Here is a 13,077-nt window from a genome sequence, read left to right as displayed (position 1 = left end):
GATTTACAGAATAAGAATAGCCATTCACAATATCTTGTGGACAAATTTTGCCCAAAATTCGGGATGACTCATGTTTAATAATATTTATGAAGTCCATGTTTTATGATAATCTACAATCTTCCAATAATTAGTTATATTTTTTACATGTAAAAAATACCCTTTGCCACTCAATCCTCCCCCATAGTAATTACAAATAAGAATAGCTTCGTTTTTATTATGATTAAAGACAATTTTGGAAAAGCTAATAATCCCAATTTCGGTATCTAGATCTTTTACTTTGAAATCACGGATAGACTTTACTTTAAAAGTACAAGAATGAAAACTTTCAGCATTATAGTTTAATTTAGGTTGATTAATAATCTCTAATAGGTATGCTTTATTAGTTGAAAACTCCTTTGAAAATTTATCTAGCTGAATAGTAATGTTACTACTAATTTTATAATTGTTAAAGTCGAAATCCCGATTAAGAGTATCATATAAATAGATAGTACGAAACCTTAAAGTATCTCCAAAAAGTTTGTTTTGAACTTCCATTATGTGATTCGCTAATTGTAGAGAATCTATAGATGGGTTATAATTTTTAGCCATTATTGCCTCACCCTCTTTACCCAAAAATCTATAATAAAAATGATGTTCAGTTAATTCAATAAGAATGTCATTATATACTGCCATTTCAATATTAGAGTGCTTAAATTCACACTTTTTGTAGTCCTGTTTACAGGATAAACTGAAGACTATTATGACAAAGTGTAAAATGACTTTCTTCATATTGTAGCTATTATTTATTACTGTTAAAATGGTCTTATTTTGAGTAAGAAGATATTAATCTGGCACTGTTCTCATCAACAATTTTTTTGTGAGAACAACATCAGATTTTTAACGAGTTGAAAACTCGTTCTACTATTATCTAAATTTTCCTCTCTCATATTGTACGGGCCATTGTACATCTTTTTGTCCTAATTCCGCCGCTGCTCTTAATGGGAAATATGGGTCACGGAGTAATTCACGTGCTAAAAAGATTAAATCAGCTTGACCTGTTACAAGGATTGATTCTATCTGAGTCGAACTAGTTAACAAACCTACTGCACCTGTAAGAATTCCCGTTTGTTTTTTGATATTTTCAGCAAAAGTCACTTGATAAGCAGGGCCTACTGGAATTTTAGCAGTATGGATATTTCCCCCTGTTGAGCAATCGATTAAATCAATACCCACATTTTTAAGAATGCCTGAAAGCTTGATAGCATCCTCTTGATTCCAACCTCCTTCTGCCCATTCTGTAGCCGAAATTCTTACGAATAAAGGTAAAGTATCTGGCCAAACAGTTTTTACGGCTTCAACGACTTCCAACAAAAAATGTATTCTATTCTCAAAACTTCCTCCGTATTCGTCTGTACGTTGATTACTCAATGGTGATAAAAACTGGTGAATCAAATAACCATGTGCCGCATGAATTTCAACAACGCTAAATCCTGCTTTCAAAGCCCTTTCGGCAGCATTTTTAAAATCTATTACAATTTGTTGAATTTCAGCTTGTGTCAAGGCTTTGGGTAATCCATAAGCATCATTAAAAGGAATTTCGCTTGGTGCTACTACTTGCCAACCACCCTCTTCTATCGGCACCAATTTACTTCCTTTCCATTGCGAGGCAGTGCTTGCTTTTCTGCCAGCATGGGCTAACTGAATACCTGCTTCTGCACCATTTGCTTTGATGAAGGTCGTTATTCTCTGTAGGCCTTCTATATGTTCATCTTTCCAAATGCCTAAATCATCGGGTGAAATTCTGCCTTCTGGTGAAGTAGCGGCTGCTTCAGTAATGACTAACCCTGCTCCACCAACGGCTCTACTACCTAAATGGACAAAGTGCCAATCGTTTGCAAAACCATCTATGGACGAATACTGGCACATCGGAGAAACGACGATACGATTCTTTAAAGTAAGCTCCTTAATTTTTATCGAACTAAATAATTGTGACATAAGTAATTGAACGGTTTTAGAATGATGAATGAGTATGAAACTCTTTAATCATAATGTTCAATTGTGTTTCATAGTTCAAATTATCGTTGAAATTCGACTAAAGTTTAATCTTCAAAAACTTAAACCCAATAATTATTTACCAAATCAACCATAGTGTACTTCCGATAAATCCTGCCAACGTAACTACTGGAAAAGTAGGAATGACTGTCGCAAATAATTCTGTTTGGGCATTACCTTCATTAACTGCAAAGCAGAGGCAATAAACCCTAAGTGTTTACTTATTTTGTTTTCTTCGATAAAATATTCATCTTTTTGAATTCTTTTAAGCTAAAAGAATTCATGATAAGCTCTAAATCTTCTTCCGAGAATCCTACGCCTTGAAAATAGTGCTTTAAATTTTTCAAAATAAAATTCGTTAAATAAGTACTGATTTTATTTTATGAAAATACAAGATTAAAATTTAATCCTAATATGGAAATATGTTTTTTAACGAAGGATTTTGACTATTTTTATGAAAATACAAGCAGTTTATTTTAAAATTATATCAACTAAACTTACAAAATACCATGTCAAGATTCTCAGGGAAAGTAGCTTTAATAACAGGTAGTAGTAAAGGGATTGGTCGGGCGATAGCCGTTCGCTTTGCACAAGAAGGAGCAAACGTAGTAATTAATAGCAGAAACGATGATGAGCACGTAGCCGAAACCAAGCGACAAATAGAAGCCACAGGAGCAAAGGTACATTTTATACAAAGTGATATTTCGAAAGTGGAAGTAGTATATGCCATGATTAAAGAAAGTGTGGAGGTATTTGGGAAACTAGATATTTTGGTGAACAATGCAGGCGTAGAGATTAATGCACCTTTCTGGGACGTAACCGAAAAAGACTATGATACAGTAATGAATATCAACTTGAAAGGTATGTTTTTCCTGACACAAGCGTTTGTGCGTTATATGAGAGAAAACAACGTAGTGGGTGTAATTGTGAATAATAGTTCTGTACACGAAGAGTTACCTTTCCCGAATTTCACGGCTTATTGTGCCAGCAAAGGAGCCATGCAAATGGTCATGAGGAATTTAGCGGTTGAATTAGGCCCTATGAATGTTAGAATTAACAATGTGGCTCCCGGTGCTATTCGTACACCGATAAATGCAGATTTATTGAGCAAGCCAGAATTGCTAGGAATACTACAAAACAATATTTCATTACGCCGTTTGGGTGAGCCCGAAGATGTAGCAGGAGTAGTAGCATTTTTAGCATCTGATGATGCAAAATATGTAACAGGCTCTACTTATTATGTGGATGGCGGACTTACTTTCCATTATACAGAGCAGTAAATAGATGAGTTCATTGTTATAAATAGTCTAAGCCTAAGGTTTAGACTATTTTTTTAATTACCTCTTCACCTAAAACTAATTGATAGACACGTATGCTTCATAACAGGAAATGAGCTATTTTTGCCAAAATTGATAGATACAATCTAAAATCCTAGAAATAAATAAAGCATGCAAGAAAACATTACAAGACTTATAGAAGAGGTGAAATCAAACACACTTCATAATAAAACAATATGGTGGATTGTATTTAGCTTTTTTTTATTTGTTTGGACAGTACAATTAAATCCGCCTGTTAACACAGGAGATTTACACACAGGCTTGTGGGGAGTAATGTTGATGCAAGCAAAGGATATTACTAATAATGATTATTTAGGGAATGTGTTATATGGCTATAATAGGGCATTGAGGCTGACGGTACCTGTTATTATGAAACTTCTTTCTATCAGTAACACTAAGCAAATGTATCTTATCCAATTACTGATAAGTTTTATTTTTCAGCTTCTTTTGGTAAAATTAGTGTATCGAATAAACAAAGGACACATTATCAATACTGCCTTGTTTTGTATCGCTTGTACGTATTGTTATTTCAGTAATACTGCCACAGGCGATACCTTCGGTCATGCAGATACCTTTGCCTTCTTGTTTATATTAATCTCAATTTATAGCACCCAACCAATTATCGTTGCTTTTAGCTTGTTCTGTGCCATTTTTGCCAATGAACGAACATTGATTATAACCGTACCAGCCGTATGGTTTTGGTGGTTTTTACAAGACCAAAAAAACAAAAAGCTGATGATATATGGTGCCGTTCCATTGGCGGTGATTGGCTATTTTATTGGAAAATACACGCTGTTAAGTCTGCCAAACTTTAAAACAAGCTTGCCAGACGACTTTAGCCTTGGCTACTTGTTGGGTCAGCATTCTTTTTTCAGTATATTCATCTTTACATTCAAAGGGTTATGGCTATTTGTTTTTCTACTGATAGTTAGATTGAAAAAGATTCCTTTTTATTTAATCGTATGCTTGGTTTTTTCTGCGGCTGCTTTTGTTGTTGCTGACCAAACAAGGGGTATTTCTTTCCTTTTCCCATTGTTTTTACTGGTATTAAGCCAGCTTAATAAATTTGTGAATAAAGAAGAAATAAGTAAAATCACTATTTATTGCCTGATTGCGTGTGTTGCTATTCCTAATATTGTATTCTACGGCCATTATGAATTAAGACCTTCGTTTTTCTATATCATGCTTGAGAAAGTAATATTTATTCCCATTCAAGATATTGTAGCCAGTTTAGTAAACCATCCATAATGAGAAAGCAGGATGCAGAGAATATTATAAAAATCTCTGCGATATAATCTTTAAATCGTTTTTAACCACATTGGTTTAGACTCAATTATCTTTTGATGAATAGCACAATTTTCGGAATGGGCGCCTATTAAATATCCAGTACTCATTAGAAATTCATTGACAATCTCGCCACCTGTGAATTTAAAAGTCTTCTTAAATATTTTTACCCATTCTTCTTTTGTTTTTGGATGGTGGTGTTCCAACCATTTTTCGAATGAACCATATTCTTTTTGAAGTACTAAAATCGTTTTGGCATTTTCTATGGCAGCATTTATTTTTAGGCGATTGCGAATAATTCCTGCATCCGCCAATAGTCTTTCGCGGTCAGCTTCTGTATAGGTCGCTACAATTTCGATATTAAAATTATCATAAGCCTTTCTGAAAGAGGCTTCTTTTTTTAAAACAGTTTCCCAACTCAATCCTGCCTGATTTATTTCAAGCACTAGTCGACAAAATAGCTCGTTATCATCGTGTATAGGGAAACCATATAGTTTGTCGTGATAGGCTTTGTGTAAAGCTTTTCTATCTTCCGACATAAATTCTATTGCATTACAATATGACATAGTATTAGTTGAATGATTGCTTAAAAGCAATCGGTGTAAGGTTAGTTTTTTGTTTGAATATTTTATTAAACGACTGTGGATGTTCAAACCCCAACTGATAGGCTACTTCCGCCACTGTCAGATTACTAGTCGATAATATCTCTTTTGCTTTTTCAATCAAATGATGGTGAATATGCTGTTGTGCATTCTGACCCGTTAATGCACGCAACATATCGCTTAAATAGCGTGAAGATACATTTAATTTTTCAGAGAGGTATTGAACAGTAGGTAAGCCATGTTCAATACCCGTTTTATGATTGAAATAATCATTCAATAAACTTTCTAATTGGGCTAGTAAGTCATTATTAACCGCCTTTCTTGTGATAAATTGCCTTTTATAAAAACGATTACTATAATTTAATAATACTTCAATGTGGGCTATCATTACATCCTGACTAAAATCATCTATGGTAACCGTTAATTCTTGTTCTATATTTTTAAAAACCGCAATGATTGTATGCTTTTCCTTTTCTGAAAGAAAAAGTGCTTCATTGACTGAATAGGAAAAGAAACCGAAGTTTTTAATGCTTTTTCCTAATGGATAATGCCTGATAAAATCTGGATGAATAAGCAACGTATAGCCAGCATAATCTTTCTCTGATTCATTGCCTGATATTAACTGATTGGGTGAAACAAAAGATAAACCACCTTCATCAAAATCATAATAATGTTGCCCATATTTTACTTTTCCTTGCAAGTTAGTTTTATAAGATATTTTATAGAAATTCAGTAACAAAGAAGTTGGTAATTGGTCAGGAGCTATTTTTATATCACTATAGTCAACCAAACTAATTAACGGGTGCAAAGGCTTAGGAAACCCCAAGGCTTTGTGGAGGTCAGAGATAGAATTAAACACAGTAGGTAAACCAATTTCTCTTTTCATTTTGCAAAGAATTAAAATAATACAAATGTAACAAAATGATTAAGTAGCCGTAGGTAAATAAATGACGTTTTCACGATGATTTAAATAGTGTATATCAGCGATTTGTATTCACAATTAATCATTCGAAATTCATAACTTTTACCTAAGACTGTAGATGTAGTAATTTTTTCATACCAATCCTAAATGCTTCCGTTCCTTGGATTAATCGTTGTTGATAAGTTCTTTTAGCATCATTGCCAGCAAGATAACGCAATTGGTCTTTACCATCAGTTGCAGCTTCATAAACCACCTCCGCAATGAGGGTTGCCTCTGTAAATTCCATTAAAGTACCATCGGTAAATAGTTCCGTCATTCGGTTGTTTAAACGATCATAACTTTCATCTGAAGATACCTGCATGACATTCATGAAATTACTTTTGATACCCCCTGGTGCTACTGTTTTAATACCAATATTAAAGAGGGCTAAGTCATAAGAAATACTTTCGCTCCAACCTTCCAATGCCCATTTTGTGGCATTATACACACACGATAACGGATTGGATGATAACCCACAAATAGAAGTAGTAGTGATAAAAAGACCTTCTTGCTTTTCTTTAAAATAAGGAATAAATGCCTTAGTTACTCTAAGAACACCCACCAAATTAGTTTCAATTTGGGTAGTAATTTGTTCGTCAGAATAAGCTTCCAAAGCACCTACTAAGCCATAGCCTGCATTATTGAAAACGACATCAATGTTGGCTAATTGGATAGCTTTTTGTACAGTCGCGTTGATTTGGGTCGGATTGATAACATCTAAAGGTAATAAGATTACGTTTTCTAATAGCGATAATTCTGTTTCTTTTTCGGGGTTTCGCATGGTGGCAATTACTTGCCATCCTTTTGCTTGAAATAGTTTGGCTGTGGCTTTTCCTAAACCTGCTGAGGCTCCCGTGATGAATATTGTCTTCATTTTCTTATGTTTAAAATTGAATACAAATTTCATCAGATGTCATTGACGGAATGTAGCCGAATTGGAAAATGATGTAGCCAAAATGGAGGAGAGGTAAAATAGCCTAATTCTCTTCTGTATCTTTAGGGGCTATATTTTCTTTCTTACCTAAATACAAACCTACAATTACTAAAATTGTCCCAATTACGGTATAAATAGTAATAGGCTCGTCAGTAAGTAGGGATGCATATAAAAAGCCAAAAATAGGGCATAAAAACAACCATAGTGAAGCCCGTGTAGGTTCAACTTTTAATAAGAATAACCAAAGTTGGATAGCTAAAATAGAAACAGGAATCACTAGCCAAAGAATGGAAATCCAAAATTTTATATCAATAGTATTGAGACTTGCTTCATAAAAATAAGTAGTAAAAGGTAGTAATACCAATCCTCCGAATAATACTTGCCAACCATTGATGCTTAATCGAGGTAATGTCCAGTTGATGCTTTGATAATAAACCGTTCCTACTGAATAGCACAACATACTGAATGTTAATAACATTACTCCGAAAGGGGTAGCATAGGCTTTTAATAATAAAGGATAAATAGCGATAGCTACGCCACCTACGCCTATAAAAAGCCCTGCCCAGATATTCCAAGTGATTTTTTGTCGTAACCACACAGCATTTAAAACACTTATTATAAGTGGACAAGCGGCACTACCCAATGTACCAATGCCTGCTGTAACGTGTTTCATCGCAAAAACAAAGGCACTTGGATAAATAGCCATACTCAACACTCCACATATTATTAGCGGAAGCCATTCATGCTGTTTGGGGAAACGTGTTTTATTAATGAGTAATGATACTGCCAACATTATCAATGCGGCAATAAAGAAACGAGTAGTGATTAATAAAAGTGGTTGAGCAACTTTTAAACCTATTTTTGTAGCAACTGAGCCAGAGCCCCAAAGGGCTGCAAAGAATAGACCAGCTAATATTTTTTTCATTATTTTATCCTTTTAATGCAAAGGTTTTTAAGATCCTCCATACTTGACCTTCGGTTTGTTCTATCAGGCTAATTTCTTTGAATATCAATTTAGTAGGAAGCTTAGTCTTTTTTATTTCTTCAAATATACTATCGGTACAAATACCATTTCTGGGATGTATTAAAGTAATGTGAGGGTCGTGTTGCCTAGGACTATCAATTATCCCTCGTAAAACAATGCTCCTTAATTGATGGAATTGCTCATTGTCACTTTTTGCAGGAATCAAAACACCTTTTGCTTGTGCAAATCTAATGGCTGAATCAAAGGATATAGTAACATAGTTATGATTTAGGTTGTACAAATTTTGTATTACTTTTCCAATTTCTTCGATTTCATCTTCTCTACAAAGCGTTACATGACTTTTGATTAATGCATATTGCTTTGGATTAAACGTTTTACGAATATCTTCAATAGCTTTAGCCAAAGGTTCATCAATAAAAAGTGTTAATTGTCTGCGGGTTTTGCTCATCGTGAAGCTTATTTTTTAGTTTTACCCACAAAGTAATCCCATGTCAGTTTAGAAATGTCTGCTATAATCTTTTCATTAGTTGCTTCATTCTCCCAAGAGTTTGCTACATAAAAACAAATAGCAAAATGTTTGCCGTTTGGTAAAGTTACAATGCCTATATCGTTGATTGCGGAAGTTATTCCTGCTTGATTAGTGCCAGATGTTCCTGTTTTATGAGCCACTATTGTTCCTGAGGGTAACTGAGCTTTAATTCTGTTTTTACCCGTTGAAGTTTCAACCATGATTTTCCATAAAAAATCATGACTTTTCTGAGACAGCATTTTTCTTTCATAAAACTTTTTAAGCAATGAGATGGTCGCTTGTGGGGTAGTCCAGTTCAAAAACTGTACATCCCAATCTTTATGCATGGCTTCTTCGTTTGCCACGATTGCTACATCTTTTATCCCAATACTGTGGAGGTATCGATTAGCTACCTTTTCTCCCCCGATAAGTCGGAGCAATATATCACACCCATTATTATCACTTTGAGAGACAGTATAACCAAGAATTTTAGCTAAAGAAACATTTATATTGCCATTAGGATAATCTTCTCTCAGCGGACTCCATGTGTCGGGTAATAAATCACTTTTTTTGATAAAAATATTTTGGGTTAAACTGAAGCGTCCTTTATCAACTTCATTCAAAACCGCCAAAGCAATATGAAATTTAAAGACACTTTGCATCGGGAAATGCGTGGTATTATGAATGCTTAATGTATCCTTGTCTTCAAGGCCATAAACAGCTAGCCCTACTGTAGCTTTTTTTGTTTGGAGAATTTGCTCAATTTTCGTTTTTAAAGCACCTGTCTGGGCAAACACAGTATCCGTAAAAGATGAACACAAGAGTAAAGTAATAAAAAATATTTTGTTCATGATTTTGTTAAAATAAGGAGCTAAAAGAGTGTTTGATTGTTGTATAAGCCTAAAATGTAATGATTAGTTGAAGTTACGACACGACTACAACTTGTACAATATCAGAAAATTTTTATTTTTTCCTTTGTCTAAACAACCACTTAGGTATTGTTTTTCCTAAGATTTTTCTTAAAAAAAATTGTCGTGTGTAGTTTGTGGAAGTCTCCAAAATCTAGTTTTATGGTTACTGCTAATCTCCTTATAAAAGATGTCGTCGCTATCGATAGGATTTTCCGTATCATCAATACCGTGAATTAACCAAATAGGAATTTTTGATAATTCCTCATTATTATCAAACTGTGGGATTCCTGCAATACTAACGCCAGCGGCAAATAATGTTGGTCTGGCAGACAGTGCATTAATCACCGTTGAGCCTCCCATAGAAAACCCTACCACGTATATTCTAGTGGTGTCAATATTAAGACTTTGTTTTAGAGAGTCTATCAATTGCAAAGCAGTATGTAAGTTGTTCCGAGGCGTTGATGTAAGGATATTTCGATGCTTATCTAAAGCATAATCTGATGAACGGGTAGAGAACTGGGGTGCTAAAACATAAGCTGGATATTTCTTTTGAATTTCGGGAAGTACCCAAAGCTTGGCTAATACTCCGAGCTGAGCTTTATTGTCGTCACCTATGGGGCGTCCTGCACTATGGAATACAATAACTAATGGTAACTTGTCAGTAGATTTAGGGTTAAATAGACGATATTTTATGGTAATATTTTCTTTGCCAATAAATGTACTTGTATCAAAGAGTTCGTTTTCTAAACTTCTAATTCTCGCAATTTCTTGTTTTGATTGAGTAGTATCGGTGCTAATATCAATGGTACTGACTCCAAATTGTGATTTAGTTGTTGAGCAAGAAACTGCGAATAGAGCAAGGCAAATAAATAAAATAATATAGGTTTTAGTCGATGTCATAATAAGAGGATAGGTCGTTTATAATATTAAAGTAATTCTAATTCATTCATGAGGTTTTGTTTTGCTTGTTTTTCAAATTCGTTGAAGAAATAATCAGTTTTATAAATGCTTTCCATTGCTAAAAAATGCTTTAGTACCTTTTTACGTCCAGCATTGTAAATTAAATTGGGATAATAAGAATATTCCTTTCTTACATTTTGACAATATTCAAAATAGATTTCCCAGTCTTGTCCAAGTACAGAAAGGTCAGCATCTGTGAAATAATTGGTATCAGGTTGTTGATTCACCAAGTGGCTTTTTGTTGCTAAAATCTGCTGTTTACAAGCGTCAATCATCTGAGCTGGAATAGCAAGTTGTTGCATGCTATTAGCAGCTAATTCAGCACTTTTTTCTTCATTATCTGATTTTAAAGCATTGTAAATGATATCATGATAATAAAGGGAGAATAGCACAGTATCCCAATCTTGAATGCTCTTTTTTACTTTATTAAGTTGTATTAATAAGTTATCAAGATGCTGTAATGTATGGTAATATCTTTTTTTGCTTGAATAGTGCTTCTCAATTTCCAACCATAACTCATTGATAAGCTCATGGTTGTTTGAATACTTTGTCAATAATAAGATAAACGTTTCTTGAAGCATAGAATTAGAGGATTATAAAACAATAATAACACTGTGTCTCTACAGTGTTATTATTATTGAATTTATTACGATTTTAATCTTGTATTAGTCTTTCTTCTCAGCATTCAAAGAATCTCTGGTATTTTTTTGAACAGCAATGGCTCCAAAAATAGAGAGTAAAAAAGCAAATGCATAAAAGCCTTTTTCGCTTGGTAACAAAGTAGCATTCCAAAGTCCAACGACTAAGAGGAGGATTGATAAAATAGTAGAGAACCAGCTCAGCCCATAGTAAATATCAGTAACGGGAACGCCTTCTAGTCGGTCACGAACACTTTTTTGAACAGAAATAACAGAGAAAAGTCCGTACATCAATACGGTGAAATAATATCCTATCTCATTAAGTAACATCTCCGATCTCCAAAGTCCTATAAGAAAGCCTACCATTCCTGTGCCTAAGGCAACCCATGATGCTCCGATAAAAGCAGCTGACGGTTTTTGATACATTGATTTTGTGGTTTAATTCGTTTGAAAAATCTATTTACTATTTACAAACATAAAATAAAATTCGACAAAATCTATATCAATGATGATAGAAATTATTGGGGAGCAGTATTAGTGCAAAATCTTAAGGATGATATGGTTATTGTTTTCTTATATTTTAGTCGCAATGGTTACTTTATGATTAAAATTTTTGCAAAATAGAAATAGTATCGATACCTTTCTAATAACACTTTATCAATGTTTATTCAAAAATAGTATAAACCAATCAACAATTAAAACCCTTACCAATGATTATCAAAAATGTATTACTCACTGCGTTGTTAGCTTGCAGATTATCAGTTTACGGACAACAAAATCAATATTTAACGGTATCAAAAGATGGTAGAAAAGTAGGACTAAGTGCCGAGGGAGCTTCATTTTTAGCAAACCTCCCCCTACATTGTATTCAAACAGAATATCCCAACAAACCCAATCATACGATAGAAACGGCACAAGAAGTAACACTAAGTCCGAAACAATTGCATCCAGCCTTTTATGGTTGTTTAGATTGGCATTCTTCCGTTCATGGGCATTGGATGTTGGTAAAGATATTGAAGACTTACCCCAATTTACCCGAAACACAGCAAATCATTGCGGTATTAGAAAACAGTTTTTTAGCAGAAAATCTACAAAAAGAAGCAGATTACTTTAGCCAATATAAACTTGCAAAAGGCTTTGAACGCACCTACGGTTGGGCTTGGTTGCTCAAATTAGACGAAGAATTATTGACTTGGGATACCCCAATGGCTAAACGTTGGCATAAAAGCTTACAACCATTGACGCAAGTAATTGTACAAAAATGGACGGAATACTTACCTAAACAAACCTATCCTAATCGAACAGGTGTACACCCTAATACGGCCTTTGGGATGGTTTTCGCGTTAGATTGGGCTCGTACCACTAAAAATACATCCTTTGAGCAATTATTAGTACAACGAAGCAAAGATTATTATCTCACTAATAAAGCTGTTGCAGCTACCCTTGAGCCAGACGGAACTGACTTCCTATCACCCAGTTTGGAAATTGCAGATTTGATGCGCAGAGTATTAACGCCACAAGCATTTCAAAAATGGTTCAATCAATTTTACACAGCAGAAGGGCTTAAAAATGTATTGCAATTACCCATTGTAAGCGACCGTTCTGATTATCAGATTGTACATTTAGATGGCTTGGCACTAAGCAAAGCTTGGTGTTTATTAGGCATAGCCAAGCAATTACCCACTACAGACTTACGCAAGAAACAATTTCAAGAAAAGGCTACTACATTTTTACAAAAAACCTTACCCAACATTGCAAATGGCAATTATGGAGGCGACCATTGGTTAGGGTCATTTGCAATGTATGCTTTGAGTTTGGAGGGGAGTAATTAGGGATTGTGTTTTACATAATTTTTACTTTGCCTTTCAACCAAAATAGTTAGGATTTTGGTTATGAATTATCTTTTCATCATTGGTAGTTCTACCA

General features: G+C 34.3%; 14 protein-coding genes. 3 read left to right on the top strand and 11 right to left on the bottom strand.

The genetic code is table 11. The features are described 5' to 3' along the window. Positions 1–84: 84 nt before the first annotated feature. A complete protein-coding gene (locus tag AC07XN_RS19730) occupies positions 85–672 on the bottom strand; it encodes a hypothetical protein (RefSeq protein ID WP_494744285.1) in 588 nt (195 codons plus the stop codon). A gap of 231 nt (positions 673–903) precedes the next feature. Then, positions 904–1,974 (bottom strand): NADPH dehydrogenase NamA, encoded by a 1,071-nt coding sequence (namA, locus tag AC07XN_RS19725; RefSeq protein ID WP_494744284.1) that lies wholly within the window; start codon positions 1,972–1,974, stop codon positions 904–906. Between the two features lie 566 nt (positions 1,975–2,540). Between namA and AC07XN_RS19720 the strand changes: the two genes are divergently transcribed. Beyond that, positions 2,541–3,311, top strand: coding sequence for an SDR family NAD(P)-dependent oxidoreductase (locus AC07XN_RS19720; protein WP_494744283.1), 771 nt, complete (start codon positions 2,541–2,543; stop codon positions 3,309–3,311). 168 nt (positions 3,312–3,479) lie between these two features. Beyond that, on the top strand, positions 3,480–4,616 hold the full coding sequence (locus AC07XN_RS19715; RefSeq protein WP_494744282.1) for a hypothetical protein: 1,137 nt from the start codon (positions 3,480–3,482) through the stop codon (positions 4,614–4,616). A gap of 50 nt (positions 4,617–4,666) precedes the next feature. Here AC07XN_RS19715 and AC07XN_RS19710 read toward each other — a convergent pair whose 3' ends face one another. The 9 genes from AC07XN_RS19710 to yiaA form a co-directional block, all read right to left on the bottom strand. Further along, positions 4,667–5,218 carry a DNA-3-methyladenine glycosylase I gene (locus AC07XN_RS19710; RefSeq protein WP_494744281.1) on the bottom strand — a complete coding sequence of 184 codons (552 nt, stop codon included), beginning with the start codon at positions 5,216–5,218 and terminating at the stop codon, positions 4,667–4,669. Between the two features lie 4 nt (positions 5,219–5,222). After that, complete coding sequence (locus AC07XN_RS19705; protein ID WP_494744280.1) at positions 5,223–6,140, bottom strand: helix-turn-helix domain-containing protein; 918 nt, start codon at positions 6,138–6,140, stop codon at positions 5,223–5,225. A gap of 142 nt (positions 6,141–6,282) precedes the next feature. Next, positions 6,283–7,089: an SDR family oxidoreductase gene (locus tag AC07XN_RS19700; RefSeq protein WP_494744279.1), complete on the bottom strand. Its 807-nt coding sequence runs from the start codon at positions 7,087–7,089 to the stop codon at positions 6,283–6,285. Positions 7,090–7,192: 103 nt separating this feature from the next. Then, positions 7,193–8,074: a DMT family transporter gene (locus AC07XN_RS19695; RefSeq protein WP_494744278.1), complete on the bottom strand. Its 882-nt coding sequence runs from the start codon at positions 8,072–8,074 to the stop codon at positions 7,193–7,195. A gap of 4 nt (positions 8,075–8,078) precedes the next feature. Beyond that, positions 8,079–8,582, bottom strand: coding sequence for a 2'-5' RNA ligase family protein (locus AC07XN_RS19690; protein ID WP_494744277.1), 504 nt, complete (start codon positions 8,580–8,582; stop codon positions 8,079–8,081). Positions 8,583–8,590: 8 nt separating this feature from the next. Then, on the bottom strand, positions 8,591–9,493 hold the full coding sequence (gene bla, locus AC07XN_RS19685; protein ID WP_494744276.1) for a class A beta-lactamase, subclass A2: 903 nt from the start codon (positions 9,491–9,493) through the stop codon (positions 8,591–8,593). 168 nt (positions 9,494–9,661) lie between these two features. Next, positions 9,662–10,453, bottom strand: coding sequence for a carboxylesterase family protein (locus AC07XN_RS19680; RefSeq protein WP_494744275.1), 792 nt, complete (start codon positions 10,451–10,453; stop codon positions 9,662–9,664). A gap of 26 nt (positions 10,454–10,479) precedes the next feature. Beyond that, entirely contained in the window at positions 10,480–11,094 is a 615-nt protein-coding gene (locus tag AC07XN_RS19675; protein ID WP_494744274.1) for an HD domain-containing protein, read from the bottom strand. An 84-nt stretch (positions 11,095–11,178) separates the two neighbouring features. After that, positions 11,179–11,577: an inner membrane protein YiaA gene (gene yiaA, locus AC07XN_RS19670; protein WP_309924142.1), complete on the bottom strand. Its 399-nt coding sequence runs from the start codon at positions 11,575–11,577 to the stop codon at positions 11,179–11,181. Between the two features lie 284 nt (positions 11,578–11,861). On the opposite strand from yiaA, the gene AC07XN_RS19665 reads away from it, so the two are divergent. Beyond that, complete coding sequence (locus AC07XN_RS19665) at positions 11,862–12,983, top strand: DUF2891 domain-containing protein (protein WP_494744273.1); 1,122 nt, start codon at positions 11,862–11,864, stop codon at positions 12,981–12,983. Positions 12,984–13,077: the final 94 nt, after the last annotated feature.

The organism is Arcicella sp. GW458-12-2-14-TSB2 (assembly GCF_059423785.1).
The sequence above is the reverse complement of the archived record's forward strand: the minus strand, read 5'-3'. Positions and strand labels throughout refer to the sequence as shown.